The organism is Myxococcus guangdongensis (assembly GCF_024198255.1).
Taxonomy (GTDB): Bacteria; Myxococcota; Myxococcia; order Myxococcales; family Myxococcaceae; genus Myxococcus; species Myxococcus guangdongensis.
In genome coordinates this window covers 455,177-481,095 of sequence record NZ_JAJVKW010000005.1, presented here as the reverse complement: position 1 = coordinate 481,095, position 25,919 = coordinate 455,177, and the positions used below count along the sequence as shown (strand labels likewise).

21 protein-coding genes, 2 tRNA genes and 1 pseudogene are annotated in these 25,919 nt (G+C 68.7%); 11 read left to right on the top strand and 13 right to left on the bottom strand.

Annotated features, from left to right (window positions below):
- Positions 1 to 51: 51 nt before the first annotated feature.
- Genes LXT21_RS18540 through LXT21_RS18530 form a run of 3 tightly spaced genes read right to left on the bottom strand, consistent with a single transcriptional unit; the run spans position 52 to position 2,422 of the window.
- A complete protein-coding gene (locus LXT21_RS18540; RefSeq protein ID WP_254039469.1) occupies positions 52 to 966 on the bottom strand; it encodes a myxosortase-dependent metalloprotease, MXAN_2677/MXAN_2678 family in 915 nt (304 codons plus the stop codon).
- On the bottom strand, positions 963 to 1,859 hold the full coding sequence (locus LXT21_RS18535) for a myxosortase-dependent metalloprotease, MXAN_2677/MXAN_2678 family (protein ID WP_254039468.1): 897 nt from the start codon (positions 1,857 to 1,859) through the stop codon (positions 963 to 965). Before LXT21_RS18535 ends, LXT21_RS18540 begins: the two co-directional genes overlap by 4 nt.
- Entirely contained in the window at positions 1,856 to 2,422 is a 567-nt protein-coding gene (locus LXT21_RS18530) for a hypothetical protein (RefSeq protein ID WP_254039467.1), read from the bottom strand. Before LXT21_RS18530 ends, LXT21_RS18535 begins: the two co-directional genes overlap by 4 nt.
- An 89-nt stretch (positions 2,423 to 2,511) precedes the next feature.
- On the opposite strand from LXT21_RS18530, the gene gltX reads away from it, so the two are divergent.
- The 5 genes from gltX to LXT21_RS18505 all read left to right on the top strand — a co-directional run bounded on the left by gltX (position 2,512) and on the right by LXT21_RS18505 (position 5,490).
- Positions 2,512 to 3,951 (top strand): glutamate--tRNA ligase, encoded by a 1,440-nt coding sequence (gene gltX, locus LXT21_RS18525; protein WP_254039466.1) that lies wholly within the window; start codon positions 2,512 to 2,514, stop codon positions 3,949 to 3,951.
- A gap of 77 nt (positions 3,952 to 4,028) precedes the next feature.
- A complete protein-coding gene (locus LXT21_RS18520; protein ID WP_254039465.1) occupies positions 4,029 to 4,415 on the top strand; it encodes a hypothetical protein in 387 nt (128 codons plus the stop codon).
- A 76-nt stretch (positions 4,416 to 4,491) separates the two neighbouring features.
- Positions 4,492 to 4,562 (top strand) — tRNA-Gln (locus LXT21_RS18515).
- Positions 4,563 to 4,673: 111 nt separating this feature from the next.
- A tRNA-Glu gene (locus LXT21_RS18510) sits at positions 4,674 to 4,745 on the top strand.
- Positions 4,746 to 4,806: 61 nt separating this feature from the next.
- Positions 4,807 to 5,490, top strand: coding sequence for a DUF2625 family protein (locus LXT21_RS18505; protein ID WP_254039464.1), 684 nt, complete (start codon positions 4,807 to 4,809; stop codon positions 5,488 to 5,490).
- Between the two features lie 18 nt (positions 5,491 to 5,508).
- Here the strand turns inward: LXT21_RS18505 and LXT21_RS18500 are convergent, their stop codons facing one another.
- Entirely contained in the window at positions 5,509 to 6,480 is a 972-nt protein-coding gene (locus tag LXT21_RS18500; protein WP_254039463.1) for a response regulator, read from the bottom strand.
- 58 nt (positions 6,481 to 6,538) lie between these two features.
- Here LXT21_RS18500 and LXT21_RS18495 point away from each other — a divergent pair, with 58 nt between their 5' ends.
- The gene (locus LXT21_RS18495; RefSeq protein ID WP_254039462.1) at positions 6,539 to 7,135 is read left to right on the top strand and encodes a hypothetical protein; all 597 of its coding nucleotides are present in this window, start codon (positions 6,539 to 6,541) and stop codon (positions 7,133 to 7,135) included.
- On the opposite strand, the gene LXT21_RS18490 is transcribed toward LXT21_RS18495, so the two are convergent.
- On the bottom strand, positions 7,107 to 8,264 hold the full coding sequence (locus tag LXT21_RS18490) for a sensor histidine kinase (protein ID WP_254039461.1): 1,158 nt from the start codon (positions 8,262 to 8,264) through the stop codon (positions 7,107 to 7,109). The two genes, LXT21_RS18495 and LXT21_RS18490, sit on opposite strands and share 29 nt — an antisense overlap.
- 238 nt (positions 8,265 to 8,502) lie before the next feature.
- Positions 8,503 to 8,805 (bottom strand): DUF2795 domain-containing protein, encoded by a 303-nt coding sequence (locus LXT21_RS18485; protein ID WP_254039460.1) that lies wholly within the window; start codon positions 8,803 to 8,805, stop codon positions 8,503 to 8,505.
- Positions 8,806 to 8,983: 178 nt separating this feature from the next.
- Here LXT21_RS18485 and LXT21_RS18480 point away from each other — a divergent pair, with 178 nt between their 5' ends.
- Positions 8,984 to 9,229, top strand: coding sequence for a hypothetical protein (locus tag LXT21_RS18480; protein ID WP_254039459.1), 246 nt, complete (start codon positions 8,984 to 8,986; stop codon positions 9,227 to 9,229).
- A 69-nt stretch (positions 9,230 to 9,298) separates the two neighbouring features.
- On the opposite strand, the gene LXT21_RS18475 is transcribed toward LXT21_RS18480, so the two are convergent.
- The 7 genes and pseudogenes from LXT21_RS18475 to LXT21_RS18445 form a co-directional block, all read right to left on the bottom strand.
- Entirely contained in the window at positions 9,299 to 10,918 is a 1,620-nt protein-coding gene (locus LXT21_RS18475) for a pyruvate dehydrogenase complex dihydrolipoamide acetyltransferase (protein WP_254039458.1), read from the bottom strand.
- Between the two features lie 5 nt (positions 10,919 to 10,923).
- Positions 10,924 to 11,928 (bottom strand): annotated as a pseudogene (locus LXT21_RS18470) (pyruvate dehydrogenase complex E1 component subunit beta); the annotation flags it as partial.
- A 31-nt stretch (positions 11,929 to 11,959) separates the two neighbouring features.
- Complete coding sequence (gene pdhA / locus LXT21_RS18465; RefSeq protein WP_254039662.1) at positions 11,960 to 13,084, bottom strand: pyruvate dehydrogenase (acetyl-transferring) E1 component subunit alpha; 1,125 nt, start codon at positions 13,082 to 13,084, stop codon at positions 11,960 to 11,962.
- Positions 13,085 to 13,218: 134 nt separating this feature from the next.
- On the bottom strand, positions 13,219 to 13,965 hold the full coding sequence (locus tag LXT21_RS18460) for an HAD family hydrolase (RefSeq protein ID WP_254039456.1): 747 nt from the start codon (positions 13,963 to 13,965) through the stop codon (positions 13,219 to 13,221).
- A gap of 55 nt (positions 13,966 to 14,020) precedes the next feature.
- Positions 14,021 to 15,586, bottom strand: coding sequence for a hypothetical protein (locus LXT21_RS18455; RefSeq protein ID WP_254039455.1), 1,566 nt, complete (start codon positions 15,584 to 15,586; stop codon positions 14,021 to 14,023).
- A gap of 72 nt (positions 15,587 to 15,658) precedes the next feature.
- Complete coding sequence (locus tag LXT21_RS18450) at positions 15,659 to 17,119, bottom strand: MFS transporter (RefSeq protein WP_254039454.1); 1,461 nt, start codon at positions 17,117 to 17,119, stop codon at positions 15,659 to 15,661.
- 84 nt (positions 17,120 to 17,203) lie between these two features.
- Entirely contained in the window at positions 17,204 to 17,884 is a 681-nt protein-coding gene (locus LXT21_RS18445) for an NUDIX hydrolase (protein WP_254039453.1), read from the bottom strand.
- Between the two features lie 141 nt (positions 17,885 to 18,025).
- Here LXT21_RS18445 and LXT21_RS18440 point away from each other — a divergent pair, with 141 nt between their 5' ends.
- From LXT21_RS18440 to LXT21_RS18425, 4 genes are all read left to right on the top strand, one after another.
- Positions 18,026 to 20,536, top strand: a complete 2,511-nt coding sequence (locus LXT21_RS18440; RefSeq protein WP_254039452.1) for a bifunctional metallophosphatase/5'-nucleotidase — start codon at positions 18,026 to 18,028, stop codon at positions 20,534 to 20,536.
- On the top strand, positions 20,536 to 22,542 hold the full coding sequence (locus LXT21_RS18435) for a hypothetical protein (RefSeq protein WP_254039451.1): 2,007 nt from the start codon (positions 20,536 to 20,538) through the stop codon (positions 22,540 to 22,542). The genes LXT21_RS18440 and LXT21_RS18435 overlap by 1 nt, the downstream gene beginning before the upstream one ends.
- Before the next feature lie 79 nt (positions 22,543 to 22,621).
- On the top strand, positions 22,622 to 24,154 hold the full coding sequence (locus LXT21_RS18430) for a hypothetical protein (protein WP_254039450.1): 1,533 nt from the start codon (positions 22,622 to 22,624) through the stop codon (positions 24,152 to 24,154).
- A 294-nt stretch (positions 24,155 to 24,448) separates the two neighbouring features.
- Positions 24,449 to 25,897 (top strand): hypothetical protein, encoded by a 1,449-nt coding sequence (locus LXT21_RS18425; protein ID WP_254039449.1) that lies wholly within the window; start codon positions 24,449 to 24,451, stop codon positions 25,895 to 25,897.
- Positions 25,898 to 25,919: the final 22 nt, after the last annotated feature.

The window sequence follows — 25,919 nt, the reverse complement described above, 5'->3', positions numbered from 1 at the left end:
GTGAGCGCCGCCCCCGATCTCCGGAAAGGGCGGCGCTCTTGTCTCCAGGCCTCAGTGGCCCGGCGTGCGCCGCCGCCGTCCACGCCACAGCGCGAGCGCGGCCAGCCAGCCTCCGGCGACGACAGCGCCCGGAGCCGAGGCACAGCCGGTGCCGCGCCCGTCGCCCAGCAGCGCCAGCCCCGTGTTCTTCATGAGGCACTGATTGGGCGGCAGCCCTTTGGGGTAGATGGAGCAGAAGCCCTCGGCGGAGCCCGCGTCGATGATGCGCTTCTGCGTCTCCCCGAGCGGCGCGGTGCGCTCCATCGTCGCGCCCGGATAGGGCACGTGGTCCAGCCCCACCACATGGCCAATCTCGTGCGTCATGGTGTTCTGCAGGTCCATGGCCACGCAGTCGACGGACTCGGAGCCCTCCACGCAGGGCGGAGCGTCCACGGTGGTGAAGAGGTAACCCGCCGCGTTGACCTCGATGTCCGCGTCCCACACCCGCCCGCTCTCCACGCCGTGGGAGGAGATGGTGATGGCGAGCGTGCGCGAGTCCTCGTCCCAGCACGCGTACTTGTTGGCGCACGTCATCTGCGCCCAGCACTCGTCGTCCTCGGGGGCGACGTCGAAGCAGTAGTCCTCGCGGAAGGTGATGATGTTGTAGTTGGACGCGGGGTTCTCCTTCACGTACCCCACCTCCACCTTCCCCTCCCAGTCCCTGCCCCGGCGGAACGTGTAGTCGCTGCAGGTCGCGGCCACGCGCCGCCACGACTCGAAGGAGGCCTCGATGGCGGCCACCTCCGTGTCGCCCGGCGTGCGCGCGCTGCCGGCCGCGTCCAGGTGGTAGACGTACTCGGGCGCGGGCCACACCAGGCACATGCGGCTGTTCCCGTTCGCCGTGGTGCGGCGATAGGGGAACGTGTCCTGGGCCACGGCGGGCGCGGTGGCGACGAGCGCCAGCCCGAGCACCAGGGGCCTTCTCACGAGCGGCCCTCCGCCGCGCGCCTGCGCCGACGCAGCCACGCCCAGGCGAGCAGCGCGGGCCCCATCGACGTCGCGGTGGCGCCGGTCGCGGAGCAGCCCTCGTCGCCCTTGGGGCCGCCCACCAGCGTGTCCATCGCCGGGTGGAAGTCGGACTGGCTGGGCTTGCCCTTCGGATAGACGTCGCAGACGAACTCGCGCGAGCCCGAGTCGATGTTGCGCTTGGACACCTCGCCCGGCGGCGCGCTCGGGAACATGGTCGAGCCCGTCACGCGCGTGTGGTCCAGACCGATGAAGTGGCCAATCTCGTGCGTGGCGGTGTTCTGCACGTCGGTGGCGACGCAGTTGCCCTGCCCCTGCGCCGTGCACGGCGGCCCGTCCACCGCGGTGAAGAAGTACCGGCTCGCGTTGAAGGAGATGTCCGAGTCGTAGATGATGCCCGAGCGCTTGTCGTACGTGGTGAGGGTGATGGCGAGCGTGCCGTCGTCGTCATCCCAGCAGTCGTACACGTTGGCGCACGTCTCCGCCTTCCAGCAGGGGTCCGTCGGCGGCGCCAGCTCGCCGCAGTCCTGGGTGCGGAAGAGCACCAGGTTGTGGTTCGTCTTGCCGCGCAGGTAGCCCACCTCGCGCGAGTCCACGAGGGGCCCCTCCTGCAGCGACAGGTTGCCGCAGGTGGTGAAGATGTCCTGCCAGCTCTGGAAGGAGGTCCGGACGGCCTGGAACTCGGTCTCCCCCGGCGTGACGGGGTTGCCCTCGCGGTTCAGGTTCCAGGTGACGAGCGGCACCGTCCAGTAGAGCGCCTGCGTGGACGGGTCTCCCGCCGTCACCCGGCTGCGCACGTACGGGTCGAACTGCCCGACGGCCATCAGCGTGAGCAGCGTGGCCACGGGCATCACGGCGTGGACCCCTTCTTCAGCGCCGCGCGCACGGTGGCCTTCAGCGCCTCCAGCGTCTGGGGCTTCTGCGTGGCCGTCGTGGGCTTGCGCGTGACGGGGTCCAGCAGGAGCGCGTCGGAGTGCTCGGGGACGGCCATGGCGGGCTTGCCGACCTCGTCGCGGCGCACGTGGAACTTGCCCTGGGCCATGCCGGCGACGCGGAAGGCGCTGGCGCCGCGCTTCTGCAGGAAGACGACCACCTCCTCGTCCTTCTTGAAGGTCGCCAGGCCATGCACCGTCTGGCCGACGTCGCCCACCTCGCCTCCGGGCTGCGTGACGAGCACCGTGTTGCCCGGCTGGCCCTTGAGCGGGTCGGTCACCTGGACCTCGATGTCGGTGACGATGCGCCGACCATCCCCGCTCCAGCGGCTCTCCACGCGGCGCACGACGCCATGAACGACGGCATCCGCTTCCTGGGAGAGTTGCGTCACGTCCACGCGAAGCTGCGTGGTCGCGGACGCGGTCCATCCCCCCAGGAGCGCCACCGTCAACATTCCCAAGCGAAATCGCTGACGAATCGACATACGCGGTATCTCCCTCGGCGCGCACCATACCTCAGCGCGCCCATCCGCGTTGACCCCTCGACCGCCTCCCTGCTAATCCGCGCGCCCGTATGACTTCCGCCCCTCGCGTCCGCTTCGCTCCGTCTCCCACCGGATACCTCCACATCGGCGGTGCCCGGACGGCGTTGATGAACTACCTGCAGGCCCGCCGCTACGGCGGCACCTTCATCGTCCGCATGGAGGACACGGACCGCGTGCGCTCCACGGAGGCGTCGGTGCAGGCCATCCTCGACGGCCTCGAGTGGCTGGGCATCGACTGGGACGAGGGCCCCGGCAAGGAGGGCCCCCACGCGCCCTACTTCCAGACCCAGCGCCTGGACACCTATCGCGAGCACTCCCAGCGCCTGCTGGCCGAGGGCAAGGCCTACCGCTGCTACTGCACCCGGCAGGACCTGGAGGCGCAGCGCGAGGCGGCCGAGAAGTCCGGCGCCTTCTACAAGTACCCGGGCACGTGCCGTGAGCTGAAGGGCCCGCCCGAGGGCCGCCGCGAGGAGGAGGCCGTCATCCGCTTCAAGATGCCCTCCACCGAGGGCACCGTGTCGTTCGACGACAAGGCGCTGGGCGTCATCACCAAGCCCTACTCGGACCTGGACGACTGGGTCATGCTGCGCGCGGACGGCATCCCTCTCTACAACTTCGGCTGCGTCATCGACGACCACCTGATGGACATCACCCTGGTGGCGCGCGGGCAGGAGCACGTCAACTCCACCTTCCCGCAGCTGATGCTCTACATGGCGCTGGGCTGGAAGCCGCCCGAGTTCGCGCACCTGCCGCTCATCCTGGGCCCGGACCGCGAGAAGCTCTCCAAGCGCAAGCACCCCGAGGCGGACGTGATGCTGCACAAGCGCACGGGCATCATGCCGGAGGCGCTCAACAACTTCGTCATCCGGCTGGGCTGGAGCCACGGCAATGACGAGGTCATCAGCCGCGCGCAGATGAAGGAGTGGTTCGACTTCTCCGGCGTCGGCACCACCTCCGGCGTGTGGAACCCGGAGAAGCTCCTGTGGCTCAACCAGCAGTGGATGAAGGAGCTGCCGGAGGCCACCGTCGCGGAGCGGCTGGTGCCCTTCCTCGAGGCCAAGGGCTTCCAGGTGAAGGGCGACTCGCGCCTGGTGCCGCTGGTGCACGCGCTCAAGGAGCGCTCCCGCACGCTGGAGGAGATGGCCACCACGGCCTCGCTCTACTTCCGCTCCGGCGTCACGCTGGACGAGAAGGCCGCGGCCAAGCACCTGACGGGGGATTCGCTGGGGCTGCTGCGCAAGGTGCGCGAGGGAATCTCCGCGCTGCCGGAGTGGACGGTGGAGGCGCTGGACGGGGTGGTGAAGTCCGTCAGCGAGTCCTCCAGCGTGGGCATGGGCAAGGTGGCACAGCCCGTGCGGGTGGCCATCACGGGCAACACGACGAGCCCGGGCATCGGAGAGACGCTGCTGCTCGCGGGTCGTGACGAGGCCCTGCGGCGCATCGACGCCGCCCTGGCGCGCGGCGCGTGACTTCTCACGGCCGAAGCGGTGGACGTCCGTCGCTTCGGCCCCTATCTTCGCGAACCATGATGCGAGCGCTTGACACCATGAGACAGCGTTTTTATAAGGCGCGCCCGCTCGGCGCGTTGATGTGTGCGCTCTGGGCGGTGGTGGCGAGCGCCGAGGTGGTCAGTGGCGCCCAGCTCCCGGACGGCTCCCAGAAGGTGGGGGAGAATCGGTACCGGGCGCCGAAAGATTTCGAGGCGACGTTGGATTACTACCGCTCGGTCTACTCGACGAGCAGTTATCCTCGGAGGCAGATCGTCAACCAGCCGGGCGTGAAGGCGGTTCACATCACCAACCCCTCGGGGAAGAACTTCGCGGGGCTGAATATTTACGAGGCGAACGAGGAAGTTCGCATCTACATCGTCCCGACGCAGCAGGCGGTCAAGCCGGCGAAGAAGCCGGAGCCGAAGTCAGGGAAGAAGAAGTAGAGCAGTCCGCAGGAAACGCCCACCGAAGTTGTTGCAGTCGATGGGCGGTGTTGGTAGTAGAGGCAGCCGCAGTGATTGGGGAATCGTCTAACGGCAGGACAGCAGACTCTGACTCTGCTTATCTAGGTTCGAATCCTAGTTCCCCAGCTCGCAGCACCGCAGTCCGCAGCAAAAAAAGCTCGAATCAAGGTGGTTGACGAGAGCTGAAGCAGGATGTAGGAAGCAGCAGCAGAAACACGGTGGTTGCAGCGAAATGTCGGCCCTGTCGTCTAGCGGTTAGGACGGTGCCCTCTCACGGCACAAACTCGGGTTCGAATCCCGGCAGGGTCACTCGGACGCCCGCCTTCTGAAAAGAAGGCGGGCGTTTTGTTTTTCCGGAGCGTGGTGGCGCATGCGGTCGCTCGAGGCTTTGCTCGAAACCACGGACCCCGCGTGGCCGTGGGTGCGGGAGCGGTTGGGCTCGGCGAGCAACCTGGCCGAGGTGCTGCCCCGAGACGAAGCCACCGCTGGAGAAGTGCTCCACCAGCTTCAGGTGACGACGCGCTCTCCCCTGGGCGCGGTGGCCTACGAAACAGGAGGCCTGCTCATCGACGGAGGTTGGCTCCGAGTCCTGGGCGGCGGCGGGGATCCGCGCATGCGCGGCAGCCTGGCCACCTGGAATGCGCTGGGCCCGCATCCGGCGGTGGCCTCGACGCGAGGGATGTTGCTCGTGGCCCATGACGCCGTCGGCGGCTTCTTCGCGCTCGATGGCGGGGCGCTCGGCGAAGGACGCGGCGGCGCGTTCTACTTCGCGCCCGACACGCTCCGCTGGGAAGACCTGGAACGTGGCTACTCGGACCTGCTCGCGTTCTTCCTCGGTGGAGACCTCGCCGGGTTCTACGGTGGGTACCGCGCGGCCGGCTGGAGCGAGGACGTCTCGAAGCTCTCACCGGACCAGGGCTTCTCCCTCCACCCTCCCCTCTGGACTGCGGAGGGCAAGGACCTCACCCGCGTGTCCCGCCGGCCTGTTCCGATGACGGAGTTGCTGGCGCTCCAGCTCGACCTCGCGCGCCAGCTCGACGGCGACGGGACCTGAAGCGGCCCCGCCCCCGGCTCAAGCCGACGGCGCGAGGATGCTCTGGCGGAACGTGGTGAGCGCGGCGGCCAGTCGGTCCTGCGCGCGCTGGACACCGCGGCGAAGCAGCAGCATCCGCACCTTCTCCGGAAGGACGCTCGCGCCCTGCGTGGTCCCGAAGCCCACCAGGTCCATGCGCAGGGTGATGGCCTCCAGCAGGTCGCCCAGGTCCGCCTCGGGACTGGCCAGCAGCAGCACATCCGGGGGCCGGCTCTGGAGGCGCTCCGCCAACGTGCGCCACTGCGGATCTCCCGTCTCCACCACCACCACGTCCACTTCCTCGAGCTCCGGCGCGTACGGCGGCAGCTCGCGCACCTCGAAACCGGACTCGCGCAGCGACTCCAACGCCTCGACGCTGCCCACCACCGCCACGCGGCCCGCCTGGACCTGACGTGACGACTCCTCGTAGGCCCGGAGCTCCTCCTCCAGCGCCACGTGCGCGGGCTCCGGCGCGTCCTGCCCCGCGGCCAACAACGCGGCGGCCTCGCGGGCCACCTCCCGCGCCTGCTCGCGAACGCGTGTCCCGGACGTGCGCCGCTCCAGCGCCGCGCGCACCTTGGCGCGCAGCACCCGCAGGTCGTCGAAGGGCTTGAGGATGTAGTCGCTCGCCCCCGCCGCGAAGGCCGCGATGACGGACTCGCTGCTCGCGTAGGCCGTAATCATCAGCGCCTCCAACGTGGGCTGCAGCGTCCGCGCCTGCGCGACGAGCTCCACCCCGCCCATGCCGGGCAGGTTCTTGTCCGTCACCAGCACGTCGATGCGCTGCTCACCCAGTATCGGCAGCGCCTCCTCCGCGCTCGCCGCCACCAGCACCACGAGGTCCGACTCGCGCTCCAACAAGCGGGCGCAGATGTCGAGCACGACCGGCTCGTCGTCCACCACCAACACCGTCGAGGCGAGCGTTCCCCCCTCCCCACCGTCGCCCTCACCGGTCTCGAACGGGAGATCCATGGCTTTGGAGATTCGCACAGCTTCACGCGGACTTCGAGGCTCGCATGCGAGGACCGGTATGCTTCCCGCCGTGGCGAGCTTCGAGGACGCGTTACAGGAGAATCGGGTGCCCCCGCTGTTGGGGGACGTGCGCCTGCGTTACGACGGGGGCCGGCTGGTGGGAGAATCCCGCCCTCCCCGGTGGGACGCGCGCATGCTGCCGGGCCTGTGTGTCGGTGTCGCCGTGGGTTGTGCCCTGGGCGCCGCCGTCCTGGTGGGACAGGAGAAGGGCTCGCTCCCCGCCGCCTCCGCCGCCCTGGCCCTGGTGGCCGCGGCCCTGATAGGAGCCGCCCTCCGGCTCGAGTCGAGGCTCGTCCGCCGCCGCTTCGTGCTCCACTTCCGCTCGGAGACCCTGCGAGTCGAGCGACTGGCCTGGGCCCCCAGCGCCACCCGCGCGGAGCTCATCCCCTTCGACGAGGTCCGCGCCGTGCACATCGTCGAGCGCCCCGGCTCCGGCTACGCGCTGGTGGTGGAGTATGGCCCCCAGGGCGCGCAAGCCCGCCGCGCCGTGCTGGTGGAGCAGGTGCGCCACGCGGAGGGGGAGACGCTCCACCGCGTGTGGCGCATGCTCAGCAACGCCTTCGGACTCAGAGGGGCGGGGCTCGCCGGAGGGTGATTTCGATGTCCGTGCCCTCACCGGGCGTGGACGACAGCCGCAGGTTGCCACCCGCCTGCGCCACCAGCTCGCGGCAGATGGACAGGCCCAGGCCCGTGCCGATTCCCACCGGCTTCGTGGTGAACAGCGGCTGGAACACGCGCTCCTGCAGGTCCACGGGGATTCCGCAGCCGTTGTCCGCCACCGTCAGCACCACGTCGTCGGGCCGCACCGTCCAGCGGACCTCGATGCGTCCCTGGCGCCCCGTGCCCGACATCGCCTGCGCGGCGTTCACCACGAGGTTGAGCAGCACCTGGCACAGCTTCACCGGCCCGAAGATGACGCGCACCGCCTCGCCGTTGCTCGTCAGCCGCGCGCGGTCTCTCACCTCCGCCCGCGCCAGCTTCACCGCGAAGGACACCACTTCGGCCACGTCCGCGGTGGCCTCCATGTCCTCGCCGCGCGCCTGGGCCCTCAAGCCCAACGCCACCTGGCGAAGGTGCTCGGCGCCGTCCGACAGGTCCTTGATGAGCGCGGGCAGGTCCTCCACCGTCTCCGCCACCGACGGGTTCGGGTCCGCGGACAGGTGCTTGGACACGTACTGGATGACGCTCGTCAAATCCCGCTGCAGCGAGGACACGTTCTGCGACAGGTAGCCCACCGGGCCCATCAGCTCGTGCGCGATTCCCGCCGTCACCTGCCCCAGCGTGGCCAGACGCTCCGACTTCATCATCCGCCCTTCCACCTCGCGGATGCGCAGCTCCAGCCGGGCAATCTTCAGCGCGTCGTCCAGCGCCGCCTGCAGCTCCGAGCGATCCCACGGCTTGACGAAGTAGCGCGTCACCTGGCCGCGGTTCACCGCGTCGATGACCGCCTGCATGTCCGCGTACGCCGTGACGAGCATGCGCTTGGCGTCGGGCGCAATCGAACGCGCGCGCTCCAGCAGCTCCACGCCCGTCATCCCCGGCATCCGCTGGTCGGAGAGGATGACGCCAATCTCCCCCTTGCGCTGCTCGAGCAACGCCAGCGCCTCGCTGGGAGACGCGCTGCGGAAGATGCGGAAGCGCTGTCCGAAGTTCGCGTCGAAGACCCGCAGGTTCAGCGCGTCATCGTCGACGTACAGCACCGCGGGCAGTTCAGACGGGTTCATGACGCTCCTCCTGGCCGGCTATCCCTCAAAGAGGCCAGGCTGGTGCCGCCTAGAATAGCGCCTCCTCCGACTCCCTTTCTTCTGGGTGCCGACGGAACCGTCCCCCCGGGACGTAATGCCTCACGAACTCTAGACCAGCCAGACAGGTTTGACCCCCAGGAAAATCCAGACGAGTGCCCGTCACCCTGCCCGCTCACCGGGCATGCCGGCAACGGGAGGGCGTGGGGTGATGGAGGCTTCAGCGAGTGGAGGTGAGGACGGGCGTGGGTGCGTCCGGGGACGCCAGCGCGTCGCGGGTGTCCTGCTCCAGGGCCACCGCCACCGCGTCCACGGAGGCGAAGCGGCCCCTGGGGAGGGCACCCAGCAGCGAGAGCACCGTGGGCGGGGCCTCGTTCTCACGAGCCACCCAGGTGAGCTCTTCCGCGGTGAGGGGGAACACCGCGCCGAGCAGGGCCTGGTGCAGCGACTGCGCGAGAGGCAGCGGCGGGCCCACCCGCTCCTCCAACTCCGACACACCCTGGACAAGCCGTTCGCGTGTCATGTCGTCGTTCATTTGGACGAAGTTAAGCAGCGAACCGATTCGGCTGCCGGCCTTTTTTTCGTGCTCGCCCAGCAACCGAGAGGGCGGGCCGCACAGCGGGCCCCGGGTGGCCACCTTCCGAGGGGCGCCCCACCGTTAATCGCGCAACTTCACACGCACCCTCAGGAGGGACTTCGTCATGGCGCACCAGGACAAGCCCGACGACAAGCCGCGCAAGGCGGGCAGTGACGCGGATTACGCGGAGCGCATCGACCACGTGGAGGCCACGCGCCCCGAGCCCTGGCCCGGCATCCGCGGACGCTCGCACGAAGACGAGCAGGAGCTCCCCACCGGCACGCCGCGCGAGCAGCAGGCCCGGGTGACGGAGGCGCAACGCAAGCTGGAGGAGGAAGAGGCGAGCGGGCGCGAACCCACCCGTGAGTAGAAACGAGAGGGCCCGCTCCCAGTCGCTCCGGGGCGGAGCGAGGAAGCGGGCCACTCACCTGCCAGCGGACTAGAAGAGCAGCCGCGTGGGGTGCTCCAACAGGCCGCGCAGCTCGCGGAGGAACTCCGCGCCGATGGCACCGTCGACGATGCGGTGGTCACACGACAGCGTGGCCGACATCATCTTGCGGATGACCATCTGCCCGTCGCGCACCACGACCTTGTCCGTCACCGCGCCCACCGCGAGGATGGAGGCCTGCGGCGGGTTGATGATGGCGGCGAAGTTGTCGATGCCGTACATGCCCAGGTTGCTCACGGTGATGGAGCCGCCCGTGTACTCCTCGGGCTTGAGGGCCCGCTTGCGCGCGCGCTCCGCCAGCTCGCGAATCTCCGTGGCCAGCGCCTGCAGCCCCTTGGTGTCCGCGTCGCGGACGATGGGGGTGATGAGGCCCTGCTCCAGCGCCACCGCGATGCCCACGTCCACCGAACCGTGGTGGATGACCTGGTCACCCTGCAGCGACACGTTGACCTTCGGGTAGCGGCGCACGGCCATGGCCACGGCCTTCACGATGAGGTCGTTGACGGAGACCTTGAGGTCCATCGCCTTCGCCTCCTCGCGCACCTTCACCGCGGCGTCCATCTCCACCTCGATGGTGAGATAGAAGTGCGGCACGCCGGGCTTCACCTCCGTCATCCGCTGCGCGATGACCTTGCGCATGGAGGACAGAGGCTCGGTGCGGGACTCCGCGCGCGCCACCGTCGGCGCAGCGGGGCCCTTCCTCACGGCCGGCGCGGACGGCGCCTGCGCGGGGGCCTTCGCTCCACCCTTCGCCAGCGCCTCCTCGATGTCGCGCTTCACCACGCGACCCGAGGGACCCGAGCCCTGCACCTGCGCGATGTCCAGCCCGCGCACCTGGGCGATCTTCTTGGCGAGCGGACTGGCCCGGACCCGGCGCCCCCCGGACGCGGAAGGCGCCTGCGGAGCAGCGGCCTGGACCGGCTGCGCGGCCGGAGCCGGCTTGGGGGCCTCGGGCGCGGCGGCCTTCGGCGCGGGAGCAGGCGCGGCGGCGGCCGCCTTGCCTCCCTTGGGCGTGAGGTACGCGATGGGCGAGCCGACCGGGGCCGTCTGGTTCTCACCGACGACGATCTCCGCCAGCGTCCCGTCGTCGTACGCCTCGATCTCCAGGTTGGACTTGTCCGTCTCCAGCTCGGCCAGGGCCTCGCCGGAGGAGACCTTGTCCCCCACCTTCTTCAACCACTTGACGATCTTCCCCTCCGTCATCGTCGGGGACAGGCTCGGCAACTGGATGGCGATGCGGTCCCCACCACCGGACGCGGCCGGAGCCGCGGGCTTGGGGGCCTCGGGCGCGGCGGCCTTCGGCGCGGGAGCAGCGGCGGGCGCGGGAGCAGCGGCCTTCGGCGCGGGCGCGCCACCGGCAGCGACCTTCTCCCCCTTTGCGCCGACATAGGCGATGGGGGCGCCGACGGGGGCCGTCTGGTTCTCGCCGACGACGATCTCCAGCAGGTAGCCGTCGTCGTAGGCTTCGATCTCCAGGTTGGACTTGTCCGTCTCCAGTTCGGCGATGGCCTCACCGGAGGTGACCTTGTCCCCCACCTTCTTCAGCCACTTGACGATCTTCCCCTCCGTCATCGTCGGGGACAGGCTCGGCATCTGAATGGGCGTGGCCATACGGATCAGGCTCCCTCGCGGTACAGCACCTTCTTCACCGCCGCGATGATCTTGGGCGCGTCCGGCTGCGTCGCGTTCTCCAGGTTCGCCGCGTACGACATGTTCACGTCGAGCCCCGTCACGCGCTCCACCGGCGCATCCAGGTCGTCGAACGCCTTGGACTGGATGATGTCCACCACCGAGGCGCCCACACCCGCCAGCGCCCAGCCCTCCTCCACGATGACGGCGCGGTTCGTCTTGCGCACGCTCGCGAGGATGGCCTCCTCATCCAGCGGCCTCAACGTGCGCAGGTCCAGGACCTCCGCGTTGATGCCCTCCTTCGCCAACTCCTCGGCCGCCTGCATGCAGAAGTAATACATGCGGCTCCAGGTGATGATGGTGACGTCCGTGCCCTCCCGCTTCACGTCCGCCTTGCCCAGCGGCACCACGTGCTCGCCCTCGGGCACCTCGCCCTTGAGCGCGTAGAGCCGCTCGCCCTCGAACATGATGACCGGGTTCTCGTCGCGGATGGCCGCCTTGAGCATGCCCTTGGCGTCCGCGGGCGTGGCCGGCGCAATCACCTTCAGGCCGGGGAAGTGCGCGTAGTTGGCCTCCAGCGCCTGGCTGTGCTGGCTGGACAGCCGGCCACCGGCGCCGCCCGGGCCGCGGAACACGATGGGGCAGCGCAGCTGGCCGCCGGACATGTGGCGCAGCTTGGCCGCGTTGTTGACGATCTGGTCCATCGCCAGGATGGCGAAGTTCCAGGTCATCATCTCCACCACCGGACGCAGGCCCACCATGGCCGCGCCCACGCTCATGCCGCCGAAGCCCAGCTCGGAGATGGGCGCGTCGATGATGCGCGCGCTCCCGAACTTGTCCAGCAGCCCCTGCGACACCTTGAAGGCGCCGTTGTAGCGGCCCACTTCCTCGCCAATCAGGAAGACGTTGGCGTCGCGCTCCATCTCCTCGGCGAGCGCCTGGTTCAGGGCCTCGCGGTACATCAACTCGGGCATCGTCGGCTCCGACTCGAAATCAAAAAGGGTTGGGGTGTGACGGGCCGGGCTAGTTGCTCAGGCCCGCCTTCTTGTCCGCGGCTTCCGCCTGCGCGCGCGGCTCCAGGTCCCAGGTGACCTTCAGCTCCTGGCCGCTCGGGTACTTCGGCCAGTTCGTCACCTTCGTGCCGAGCACGCGCTCACGCGGGCGCACGTCCTCCTCGCCCGGCTCGACGATGGTGTCGCGCCACAGCTCCTCCAGGCTCGGCTCCGGGGACTCGTCCGCGAACTTCACCGCGGCGTCCACCTGCGCCTTCACCTCTTCCTCGATGCGCTCGAAGTCGGCGTCCGCCCCCAGGCCATTCTTGAGGGCGTAGTCGCGCAGCTTGGGGATGGGGTCGTTCTTGCGCTCCTCCTCCACCTCCTGCTTGGTGCGGTAGTTGGCCGGGTCCGCCATCGAGTGGCCCCGGAAGCGGTACGTGTTCGCCTCCAGCAGCACCGGGCCCTTGCCCGCGCGGCACCACGCGGCCGCGTCCTTCACGGCCTCGTACATCTTCAGCACGTCCATGCCGTCCACCGGCTCACCGCGCATGTCGTACGCCGCGGCGCGCTTGTAGATCTCCGGCACCGCCGACGTGCGCGCGATGGCCGTGCCCATGCCGTAGCGGTTGTTCTCGCAGATGTAGATGACCGGCAGCTTCCACTTGGACGCCATGTTGAACGTCTCATGGAGCGCGCCCTGGTTGGCCGCCGCGTCGCCGAAGTAGCAGACCGTCACGCGGTCTTCATTGCGATAGCGGCTGGCGAAGGCCATGCCCGCCGCGAGCGGAATCTGCCCGCCGACGATGCCGTAGCCCCCGTAGAAGTGGTGCTCGATGTCGAAGATGTGCATCGAGCCGCCCTTGCCCTTGCTGTAGCCCGAGCCCCGGCCGAACAGCTCCGCCATCACCATGCCCGCGTCGCTGCCGCGCGCCAGGGGCTGGCCGTGGTCGCGGTAGGCGCTGAGCATGTAGTCGTCCTGGCGGATGGCCTCCACGGGCCCCACCGCCACCGCCTCCTGCCCGATGTACAGGTGGCAGAAGCCGGCGATCTTCCCCAGCGTGTACTGCTGGCCCGCGCGCTCCTCGAAACGGCGGATGAGGTACATCTTCCGGTACATCGTCAACAGCTGTTCTTTCGAGTACGGGCTGGCCACCGCGGGTGCCTCCATGCAGGCCGCCCCTCCTCACCCGGGGACGGCGAATGCCGTGCGCCTCATAGCGCGCGGACCTGGGACTTCAAAGCCTTTCAAACCCCGCGCCCTTCCCCCGAAAATTCAGGCGCGGTGCGTCAGGAAACCCGCGTGAAATGCGGCACGCTGATGATGCCGTCCAGCAGCGTCACGGGCCGGCCGGAATGATCCGTGGCCAGATGAATCACGGTGGCGTCGGGGAAGCGGCGCCGGTAGTCGTTGGCGTGGGTGGGCTCGTTGTCGAAGGCGGCCACCACGGTCCCCAGCCGGCCCAGTTGCGCGTGGGCCTCGCGCTTGAACGCATCGTCGTCGTCGTAGGGCGCGGGCTTCATCACGAGCATCACCCGCTCCCCGTCCGGGATGGCCATGCCGAGGCGGCGCATGCAGGCGACGGAGCCCTCGCGCATGCCCTCGTGACGGCCCGTGACGTAGACGAGACGCGCGCCCGTGCCCACCACCGCGTGCGTGAAGGCCGCCGCGCCCTCGATGGCCTCGTCCACCGCGCAGTACTCGCTGGTGAAGAAGCGCTCGCCCCAGTACTGGCGCGCGGGCTCGAAGTGCCGCTCCACCAGGGACGCCTCCAGGCCGCACGCGCGCATCGCCTCGCGCATGTCCCAGCCGGAGTTCCAGTGGTGGGCCGCGCACGTGGAGAGCGGCTCCACCGAGTGCGCCGCGCCGTATTCCCGGAGGATGCGCGCCTGGCGCTCCCGGTTGTCGAGCAGGGTGGAGTCCAGGTCGAACGCGAGCACCGCCTGCTCGCCGAGCGAGCGGGCCTTGGCCAGGATGGCGTGGAGGCTGTCGCGCCAGTCGTCGCGGATGCGCTTCTTGAAGTCTTCGTGGGCCATGAGCGCGGCGAACATTACCCGCGCGGGCCCGGAAGCGCCGCCGAAACCGCCCGGGTCAGGCGGCCGACTGCCAGGGCATGGGGCCAGGGGGCGCCCCGGCCGCCGTGTCCGCGAAGCGCAACATGCGCTGGATGCCGTTGCGGTCCAGCACCAGCCGCACCAGCTGCGTGCTCTCCTGGCGCCGGTCCGTCTCCTCCTCCTCGACGGTGAAGCGCAGCACGACGTCCACCGGATAACGCTTGGCGCCCCGGATGTGACCCACGGACAGATCCGCCAGGTCCACGTACTCGAGCGCCAGCTCCGGCTCGTCCATGTCGCGCAGGAAGCGCTCCACGTTGAAGCGCAGGATGTCCGTCACGCCCGACAGGCCCCGCTCCGTGCGCGGCAGGAGCCGGGCGTCCAGGATGATGTGCTTCTGGTAGCGGATGACCATCTCCGTCAGCTCGCCCTGGGACACGGTGAGGAAGTCGTCCTGGTGGCGCAGCGAGGCCACGGAGTCGGGCACCTTGGGCGCGTAGTCCACGCGCTCCTCGCACGTGCCGATGGTCCGCCCCGTCACCGGGTCCACCAGGTCCGCGGTGCGGTCCGACAGGTGCGTGGCCGCCACCCGGCTGAGCACCCGGCGCAGGCCCTCCTTGATGCGGTCCTTCATCATGTAGCCGACCACGGCGATGAGGAAGAAGTTGAGGCTCACCTGCGTGAAGCGGATCTGCGCCCACAGCGCCACCGCCGTGGCGAAGGCCATGGCGATGCCCGCCGCCAGCGCGAAGAGCACCTCCTCCCAGCCCTGGCGCTTCTGCCGGCGGCGCGAGGACAGGAAGAGCACGTTCATGCAGAACTTCTTCAGCATGCCCAGCCGCTGGAGGTACTCCTCGTTGTCCCCCGTGGGGCTCAGCACGCTGCGAAGCCGGTGCTCCTTGCGGTAGGACTCCTCGCGCAGCACCGCCTCCATCAGCCCCTTGCGAAGCTGCAGCCACGGCTCCCCTCGCGGCAGCGCCTTCATGTCCGCCACCGCGCGCCGGAAGCCGTTCTCCACCAGCAGGCTCACGTACTCGTCCACCAGCCGCAGCGACGCGCGCGAGCGCTCCTGCAGCCGCAGCTCCCCCACCGAGCGCAGCCACTGCCGGAAGCGCGCGAGCACCTGCGTCACGCCCGCCTGCATCGCCACCACGTCCGACTCCAGCGTCGCGCACGCCTCCGTGGGCAGCGCCACCGGCCCCTCGCAGCGCGTCTCCACGCCCGTGGCGAAGCGCCTGAGCGCCCCGCGCAGCACGCACGACAGGAGCTTCGCCTGGTAGACGATGTCCTTCTCCGAGCCCAGCCCCGTGCGCAGCCACGCCTCCAGCCGCACCAGCGGCGAGGCATCCGACGTGAGCACCTCCTGCACCGCCATCACCGGCGTCTTGAAGCGCACGTAGTTGTGGATGTCCGCGTAGAAGTCCGCGCGGGGGTACGTCTCCGCGTCGATGTTCAGGCTCCCCGGGAGGAACAGATGCGCTTCCACCAGGTAGCGCGTCTCGTCCACCCCCGAGGGCTGGTACTCGAGCTTGATCTCGAACTGCTTCCGGTCGTGAACCTCGAAGCGGCTCTGCAGCGGCAGTGGGGCGGTAACCTGGGACACGTCCACACTGTACGTCACAACCCTGTCACGGGGGAGTGACGCCCCCGTGACGTCCTGCGGTCCACAGGGGCCTCAGCCTCCCGTACCGGTCTTCTGGGTTGCAACGGGTTGGGTGACCGCCGAGGCCCCCCCGACGGGGGCCGCCTTGGCCTGGGGGCGGGCGTTCCACACCCGCGTGGCCAGCAGCAGGCCCGCGAAGGACAGGGGCAGCATGGCCAGCGGCCAGTTGCCCCAGTTGTTGGGGTCCTTGGCCACCTCTCCCGCCGGGAGGATGCGACCCAGCAGGATGGCCTGGAGGGCGGTGCCCGCATAGACGGCGCCGTCGATGATGCCCACCGCGAGGCCCGCGTTCTTCTTGCCGCCGAAGTCCATGCTCGCCGTGCCCGACAGCATGCCGTGCACGCCGATGACACACAGGGACATGAAGATGACCGTCCAGCCGAGCGCCGGGCTGTTGAGCAGGAACAGCGTGGCCACCGCGCCCACGCTCATGCCCGCATAGAGCACCGTCGACACGGGCCCGCGCCGCGAGTCGAACACGCGGTCGCTGATGACGCCCGCGAACATGCCGCCGGTGATGCCCGCGACACACAGCAGCATGCCCCAGTTGGCCGCGACGAACGACTCCGACAGGCCCGTCGCCTTCGCGAACTTGGGGTACCACTGCATGATGGCGTTGCGCATGAAGCCGCTGCAGAACTCCACCATCAGGATGATGATGATGGTGCGGTTGCTGATCATCTTCTTGAAGACTTCCCACACGCTGCTGGACGCCACCTCGCCGCTGGACGCGTCCGCGGTGTCGAAGTCCGGGTGACCCGTGTGGCTGGGCGTGTCGCGGATGACGAAGAAGTCCAGCACCACGAAGGCCGCGAGAATGGCCGCCGGCACGAAGAACACCCAGTACGTGGGCGCCGCCCTGGCGATGAAGCGGCTCCAGTCGTAGGCGAAGTAGACGCCCAGCGAGATGAGGATGCCGAAGACGCCGCCCAGCTGCCCGCGCTCGCGCACGTGGAACCAGGACGCGTTCACCTTGACGATGGAGACCGCGCCGAAGCTCTGGAAGTACATGTTGACGGCGTAGAGGAACGACAGCGTCCCCACGATGCCGCCCGGCGGCTGCCAGCCTTCCGTCAGCACCTTGTAGACGACCACGCCCATCAGCACGTTGGCCACCGACGAGCCCGCGGCCGACAGCAGGATGGTCTTCCGACCGCCGAGCCTGTCCGTCAGCGGTCCGTTGATGAGGAACGCGAATCCGTAGACGAGCGTGCCCCAGAAGAAGATGGTGCCGAAGTCCGCGTTGGACGTGTGGCCCTTCATCGCGCTGGTGGCTTCGTTGACGTTGTAGCGCCCCATGTAGAGGAACGCGTACGTCATCCCCAGCGGGAACCAGTTGAAGAAGCGGCGGCGGCGGAAGGCGTCCGTGTGGCCCAGCTCCACCTTGGGCAGCCGCGCGAGCACGAGCGCGACCGCTCCCAGCAGGATGAGGATGGGCAACAGGTTGGCCAACCACGGGGGCAGCGACGACATGCAGCGACCTCGGCAGTGGAGTGCGAAAACGCCGCGCACCCTACCCCGGCCGCCGTCCCCTGAGAAACTCCGACCTCGCTTCGCTCAGCCCCATCGGGCGAGCAACCTCGTGAGCGCCACCTCCGTCTTCGCGTCGGGGATGTCTCCGCGCCGGCACGCCTCCAGCACCTCCTGCAGCGGGCGCCAGTGCAGCTGCGTCCCCTCTTCCAGGGGCGAGCCATCTCCCTCCGGCTCCTCCTGAGACACGTCCGTGACGTCCACCGCCGCGGGGAAGACCTTCTCCGACAGGATGCCCGGCGCCAGGAAGAACGAGCCGCCCAAAAGCTGGATGTCCTCGGGCCTCACCGGATAGCCCGCCTCCTCGTGGACCTCCGCCGCCGCGCGCTTCCTCAGGCCCTCCTCGCCCTTGTCCTCCGGCTCCAGCAGCCCCGCGACGATCTCCTCCACCCGCAGGTAGCCCGCGCCCGGGTCCGGCACCGTCATCGCGTCGCGCTGATCCTTCCGGAAGTACGCCGCGGGCCGGAGGTTCATCCGCGTCAGGACCTCGAGCCCCGCCGCACCGCGTCGATAGACCAGCACCGCGACCGCGTCCAACCGGGGCCGGTCCACCACATCCACGCGGTACACGGACGACGAGGAACCATCCGCGCGTCGGTTTCGACACCGCAGCCGCTTCACTCGGAGGAAGCCTTCGTCGCAGCGCGCCGTAGACGAGAAATCCTCGATGATCTCGATGTCAGTCACACTGGAATGACGCTGCCGCATGTCTGCTTGCTCTCCGTGAAGGGGACCCAGAATAGGGGGACTGTACGAATGCCATGGCGGCGTTGCTTGCCCGCCCGTGTCCGATACCGTACCTTGCGCCCGCTTTACTCCCGACGTCCTACCGAAACACGGAATCTCCTGATGCGTCGCCTCCTGCTCGGCCTCTTCTGCGCCCTGGTCTCGGCCTCATGCATGCCAGTGATGGAAGGCCAGGACTACCACCTCGAGGGGCAGGAGGTGCGGCTGACGCTCCTTCATACCTCGGACATCCACTCACGCCTCATCCCCTACGACTTCGCGCCGCTGAAGACGGACCAGGACCTGGGACTCATCCCGGAGGCCGGTCCGTTCGGTGGCGCCACGCGCATGGCCGCGGTGCTCAAGCGCGAGCGCGCCAAGGGTGAGCGGGTGCTGCACGTGGACTCGGGCGACTGCTTCCAGGGCGCCCCCATCTTCAACCTCAACAACGGTGAAGTGGAGTTCCGCTTCCTGTCGCAGGCCCGGCTGGACGCCGCGGTCATCGGCAACCACGAGTTCGACGCGGGCGCGCTGAACTTCACCAACCAGGCCAAGCAGTTCGCCTCCTTCCCGCTGCTCGCCGCCAACTACAACTGGAACGACTGGCGGCAGAACGGCAGCAACGAGACGGCGCTGGAGGCCGCGCCGTACACCATCCGCAACGTCAAGGGCCTGCGGGTCGCCATCCTCGGCATGGCGAACATCTCCTCGCTCAACTCCATCGTCGAGGGTGGCAACAGCCTCCAGGTGACGCCGCTGGAGCAGAACGAGGTGGTGCGCGCGTACGTGGACCTGCTGCGGCCGGTCTCCGACCTCATCGTCATCGTCAGCCACCTGGGCCTCACTGAGGACCAGGACGTCATCCAGGGCTACGAGGCCTATTACGAGTACGGCCGCGCCCGCTCCTTCATCCGCCGCGACAAGAACCCCTGGCAGGTGCTCGAGTGGTTCGGCCCCGAGGGCAACGACAAGTCGGTGGTGCGCGTCCACATCCCGGGCGTCAGCGGCGTGGACGTGGTGATGGGCGGCCACCTGCACGTGGTGCTCAACCCGCCGCAGCTGCTCGCGGACCCCAGCGGCCGCAAGGTGGTGCTGTCGCACTCCGGCGCGTTCGCCAAGTACGTGGGCCGGCTGGAGCTGGTCGTGAAGATGCCGGAGGTGCTCGGCAGCGGCGAGGGCGGCGAGGTCGTCAGCCAGGACTACCGCGTGTTCCCGCTCGACAGGCTCTGGTGCAACGAGGCCATGCGCAAGTACCGGTATGACTCGAACATCTTCTGGGAGGACGGCCAGTTCATCCAGACCCCGGAGGTCCGCGCGGCCATGGAGGCCTGCGAGACGCAGGAGGACCGCCCGACGACGCACCTGCTCCAGCCCTACATCATCGGCATGGACATGCGGCTGCAGCTCACCAACATCTTCTCGTACGCGCCCGCGGACGTGACGCGCCGGAACAACTCCACGGGGGGTGACTCGCCCTTGGGCAACATCGCCGCGGACTCGATGCGCAAGCGTCGCCGCGTCGATGCGCAGATGGCACTCACCAACTCGCTGGGCATCCGCGACAACCTCTACGCGGGCGTCATCACCCAGGAGTCGATGTTCAACGTGTTCCCGTTCGAGAACACCATCAACATCATGTACCTCTCCGGCAAGGAGATGCAGGAGATGTTCAACTTCGTCGCCGAGCGCTCCGCCGAGCGCGGCTGCGTCAGCCAGGCGCAGATCTCCGGCGCGAAGTTCACCATGGACTGCGCCCAGGTGCAGATCAACGACCTGCGCATCTCCTGCGACATCGCCTTGAAGGGCGCCGACTGTCCCCCGGAGAGCCGCACCGGCCACGCGCCGTGGCAGTGCCTCCAGGACGAGAGCAGCGCCTCGAGCCGTGGCCGCTGCTACGCCAACCCCGGCACGGACATCCGCATCGGCCCCGAGCCGCTCAACCCCTTCGGCACCTACCGCGTGGCGGTGAACGACTACATCGCGAAGGGTGGCTCGGGCTTCAACGTGCTCAAGCGCAACACCACGCGCCAGGAGACGGGCATCTCGCTGCGTGACTCGCTCATCGGCTACATGCAGGACTTCTGCACCTGCGACGACATCAACGCGGGCCACGCGACGCGCGGCAACAAGCCGGGCGCCCAGAGCTGTGGATCCCTCGTGAATGGCCAGTGGGTGGTCAACGACCGGCTGCGCGCCGCGTGCCGGGAGATGCAGGACTACAAGAACGAGCTGGAGGTGCGCGTGGGCAGCTGCACCTGCGGCGACCTGCTGCGCAATGGCTTCAACCCGGCGGGCTGCGGCGTGGACACCATCACCAACCCGGACCAGGCCCGCGCGGCCTGCATCGCGGCCAAGCAGGTGGGCACCTGCACCTGCGGCGACCTGGCGGCCCGCGGCTACAACCCGGAGGGTTGCAACATCCCGGACGTCACCGAGCCCGTGGAGGTGCAGGCCGCCTGCGCGCTGTCCCCGGGTCCCTTCACCGGTCGGTGTGACTGCCGGGAGATCCTGAGCGGCAGCAACCCCGTGTGCGGAACCGTGACGCAGCAGCTGCGCAACTTCTGTGACAACCCGACGGCGATGCCCATCGCCGACGCCGTGGAAGACGGCCGCATCGGCCGGAGGGTGAAGTAATGAAGCGACTGGTTCTCCTGTCCGCGCTGACCCTGGCTGGCGCTGGCTGCTACACCGACGAGACGCCTCAGCCCACGGGGGTCTCGTCGTTCAAGGTGACGGTGAAGGGGTTCTACGTCGCGGACTCCAACCCGCGCACGGCCGTGCCGGTGGTGGCCAGCTGTGCCACCGAGCACGGCTCCGGCAACCAGGCCGCGGTCCCGCTCGAGCTTCGGGGCACGAAGGACTGTCGCCTCGCCATGCCCCGCAGCGCGGTGGACGTGGACATCGACATCCAGGCGCTGGACGTGAAGGGCCAGCCCATGGCGTCGTTCACCGGCCCGGTGTCCTTCCGCACCGTGCCGGGCAACCTCACCGGCCCCTACCGCTACCGCTGGGTGCAGCTGACCAACGGCGTGGGCACGGGCACCGTGCGCTCCTCGCAGCTGTACGGCGAGGCCCATGTGTGGGTCGAGGATGATCCGGTCGAGGTCGACTACGCGGACGGCGCCGTCGTCGACGGTGAGCTCCCGGTGGAGCCCGCGACCCGCACCTCGGCCACGGGCCTGTCGCGCTCGGTGTTCTTCGAGGAGCCGACCATCGCCACGGTGCAGGTGCCGCAGAACAGCGACCAGCTCACCGCGTACGCCGGCACGTTCATGCGCATCGGCCGCGCGCCCGAGGGCGGTCCCCCGCTCCTGCAGAACTGCGACGCGGACGACCCGAACCACAACCAGCCGGTGACGCTGCTGGTGACGGGCACGGACCCCAGCGGCTTCTTCGTGACGGACCTGACAGCGTGCCGCGTGCGCGAGGGCACCATCCCCGGCGCGAACACCCAGACGGCGGAGCCCTCCGGCTTCTTCCCGGGCCGCTTCAACTCCATCTACATCTACAACTACTCCTTCCCGGAGGGGTTGGATCCGGGCGACCTGCTGTGGTCCATCGCGGGCTCGGTGCAGGAGTTCACCGCCACCACGCAGCTCACCTTCCCGTCGTGGAGCATCCGCGAGCGGGTCCGCCTGCTGCCGCAGACGGAGTGGAACAAGTACCTGGCGCTGGCGCCTCCGACGGAGATCAACGGCCGGCTGTGCGGCTTCAGCGGCTCGCCCTACATCACGGACGTGATGTGCGGCTACAGCTACGGCAACTACAAGATGGAGGGCCTGGAGTCCTCGCTGGTGAAGGTGCGCCAGGTGAAGTTCCCCACGGTGTTCCGCAACTGCGACGCCAATGGCAACGGCTCCGTGCCCTTCTTCTGCCCGGACGCGCGCAACGGCACCTTCGGCGCCTGCGGCGCGGACACGCCCAATGATCCGGACGTCCCCGAGCGGCAGTGCAACGTCGACTGCACGCTGGGCATCGGCCAGTACCGCAACCAGATCTGCGCGGAGAAGAACACCTACGACAGCTTCGGCCAGTTCGTGGTGGAGATGGTGCCCATGGGCGCGGCCGAGGCGGGGTTGGACAACTCCGTGGCGGGCCGCCTGCACACCCTCAACGCCGCGCCTCCGGTGGCCCCGGCCACCGAGGCCTGGACGCGCTCGACCAACACCTACAGCATCGGCGTGACGCTCAACATCTGGTGTGACAAGGCCACGAACGTGCGCTTCGGTGGCACGAGCGCCCCGGGCCCGGCGACCAACGTGGCGCTGCCCGCGGCCACCCGCCTGGAGCACCTGATGGACAACAACCAGATGGTGGTGTGGGTCTCCGTCGCGGACCCGGCCAACGGCGCGGCCCGCTGCACGGTGAGCCAGCACCCGAAGGCGCGCATCAACCTGGTGACGAAGGACGCCGTCCCGGACCTGGTGGTCAACTGCAGCGAGACGGACGGCGACGCGGAGCGGGCCCGGCAGTGCAAGCTGTTGCACGAGGCCACCTTCGACATCGTGGGCCACCTGCGCCACGTGAGCGCGGCGCGGCCTCGCTGGATTGTCCTGCCGCGCGACCAGGACGACCTCTGCTGCTATCCCGGCCCGGGGCTGGAGTGCCCGAAGCCCATCAAGCCTTGCGTGATTCCTTAGACTTTTGACGAGCTCGTGCCCCGGTTCCACCGGGGTGCAAGGAGGAGCGTTCCAAGCGGGCGCTCCGTGGAGAGGGACATTGAAAACGCTGCAGAAGCTGGCCCTGTCGGGGCTTATCTCCTTGAGTGCGCCCGCCTGGGCCAGTGACTTCGTGGACACGCGTCTGTCGTTCGTCTTCGCGGACGACAACGTGCTTGCGGGTTCGGGTGAGACGACGCCCAACAGCCCCAATGCGCGGTTTGGCGCGGGCAATCAGAACACCCAGTTCTACGACAACTTCAACACCCGGTTCTCCGGCTTCGAGTCGCTCTCGAACGTGGTCCTTTACAAGAAGGCGCCCGCCTTCTTCGAGGGACTGACGACGGAGGCGGCCCTGACGCTGCTGGTGCTCGAGCGGCCCAGCGGCCAGGTGGCCATCCAGGACAACTCCAGCTACATCCGGCTCAACTACCAGCCGCCGGGCTGGGGTGAGAAGGAAGGCATCTCGCTGGTGGGCTTCCCGGTGTCCGCGGACCGCTTCCGTCTGGGCTATGCGTACCGCATCTCCTGGGGTGGCAGCGGCGCGTTCACCACGCGCTCGGCGACCAACGGCGTGCCTGGCGCGAAGCTGCAGATCACGCGGGACCGGTGGTACGCGTACGTCGGTGGCAAGACGGCGCTGGTGCAGAACGAGCTCATCCGCGAGGAGGAGACGCTCTACGGCGTGATGGCGGGCGCGGGCTGGGACATCCTGGACACGCTGCGCATCGAGGCGGGCGGCGGCTACTTCCAGAAGGGCCTGGTTCCGGGTCTCGCCACGCTGGGCGTGGAAGCGCCGGTGAACGCGGCCGGCGTGTCCGGCCAGGTCGTCTACCACGTGGGCGTGCCGGTCGGCACGAGCGTGGACTTCCGGCTCTACAAGAACGACCCGGAGATCTACGAGCGGTTCTTCGCGCCCGAGCAGTACCCGGGTGGCCTGTCCTACTCCGTGTCGCTCGAGGGCAGCTACCTGTCCCAGACGCTGGAGAAGCCGGACACGTTCGGCGCGACGCAGCCGCAGGGCGCCACGGCGCTGGCGCTGCAGGGGCGCGCGAAGCTCGGCCTGCTGCGTGTGAGCCTCCTGGGCCTGTACCGCAGCCTCTCGTTCATCCAGTTCGACGTGCCGGGCTTCCCCCCGTTCCAGGACTTCCCCGAGGGGACGAAGCTGAACCCCGAGATGTTCCTGGCGCTGGGCGCGGACTATCACCTGCCCGAGCTGCACTTCACGCCGGGATTCATCCTGGGCGTGCAGCGGCCGGCGTCGTTCCGCAGCCCCCGGCCGCTGCTGGGTGGCAACGACACGCCGCCGGGCCTCGCGGGCACGCGCACGGTGGTGGTGCGTGACGTGAACATGCTGAGCATCCTGCCGGAGACGTGCGGCGGGTCGGGCTCGTGCGAGGCGGAGCCCATCTACTCCGCGAAGGCGACGTTCCGGTGGGACCTGTCCGACTCCGTCGCGGCGGTCGGCGAGGTCTACTACACGTACGACACCAACCGGACCACGTTCCGCGACGACATCACGGGCGTCGCGCAGGCGACGTTCGAGAAGCCGCACGCGCTGGGCTTCAACACGCTGCTGCAGGCGCGCTTCTAGGACTCACTTGAAGTGAGACATGCGGCCCGGTTCCCGTCCTGGGAGCCGGGCCGTTGTCGTTCGTGGGCGTCATCAGGGCCTTTGCCGCCGACACCCCGCGATATGCCTGTCATCGCTCAAGACAGACATCTCTTGCGTCCCACCCATCATCTCACCGCCCCGCCTCGGCCGGGTCTGACCCTTCCGGTTACGAACCACTGACACTCCCGCCCTCCCCTGCCTGCTACTCAGCAAGACCTGAGCGGCCCTCGGGACGACCTCTCGTGTGCCCATGAACAGCGAGCAGGAGACGACATGCGTGGAATCGTCATGACATCGGTCCTGGTCATCCTCTGGATGACTGGGTGCGACGGAGCGGCACCGGAAGCCCCTGCGCCGAGCGAACCTCCCAGCACCGAGGACTTCTTCCGCAGCGGCTCGCGTCTGCGCTTCGAGGTCACGACCACCCGCGACGGCCTGCGCTGGCCCGGAAACCTCTTCGACCCGGAGCGCGGCACCGTCTGCCACTGGAGGAGAGCCGCTCCCGACGGAGCCTTCTACTGCGTCAGCGGAGTCGCACAGCAAGGCATCCTTCTGCGCGGAGCGGAGACGGGTGACTTCTTCGCCGATGCGGACTGTACGCAGCGACTCTGGCTCACCTCCAGCAGGGAGAAGACCGAGCCCTTCATCGCACTGCGCTCCGCGCCCCCCGAGCAGCTCCCTCGATTCTTCACGCGAGGTGAGCCCTTCACCGGGACGGTCCACACCAGGACACAAGGCGGCGATTGTGTGCGGCGAGGGAGCTCCCCTGGAGTCACTGCCTTTCACGTCGGTCCCGAGGTTCCCGCTGGGACCTTCGTCCGCGGCGAGCTCCGTGAGCGGCACGCAGGCCCTGGCATCGCGACTGTTTTCATCGAGGGAGAAGATGGCTCCTCCCACTTCGACCATCTCCGCGCCACCGAGCACGACCTCTCCTGCATCGCGGGCCTCGCGAGCGATGACGTCTCCCGCTGTCTTCCCCTCCCCCTCAACAACCCGATGGCGTCGGGCCCTGCGCCGCACGTCTGGGCGAACGAGACCTGTACCGAGCCCGCATATCAATCCCTGTCCTGCACACTTCCGCGCCTCGCGGTGCACTTCGAATCGAAGCAATGCACCCCTCGAATCCACGTCCTCTCCGTCAAGGAGCGGCTCACCCAAACCCATCTCCAGCAAGCGGATGGGACCTGCCAACCCACTGTCCTCGCCTCCCCCTGCTACGTGCGAGCTGGCGAGGAAATCCCAGCCCAGACCTGGCCCGAAGCCATTCCCATCGACCTGAAGACACATGGACGACTCACGGTCCGCGGATTGAGCCTGGCCCATTCGGCGGTGATACCCACGGCCCTGTTCGACCCTCAGGTAGGAATGGAGTGTCGATTCGCGAAGGACGTGGAGGGACGCTCGCGCTGCCTCCCATCTTCACTCGAGCTCAACTTCGCGGGCATTCATGCGGACGAAGCATGCACCCAGCCCCTGCTCGAGTCCCTTCGAGACGAATGTCGTCAGGCCTCGTTTGCCACGCTCCGTGACGCGTCGACGGGAGGCTTCCGGGTCCATGCGACTGGGCCTCGGCATGACGGAGTAATCTTCAAGCAGTTCGTCTCGCTCGATGGCTCCACGCAGTGCTTCGAAATGGCCAGGCAACCTGGAGCCACCTACTGGCGAGTGGGCGCCGAGATTCCCGCGACATCCTTCGTGCTCGGAGAGCCCACGGTCGAATGACACCCCTTCGCCATCGGCCAGC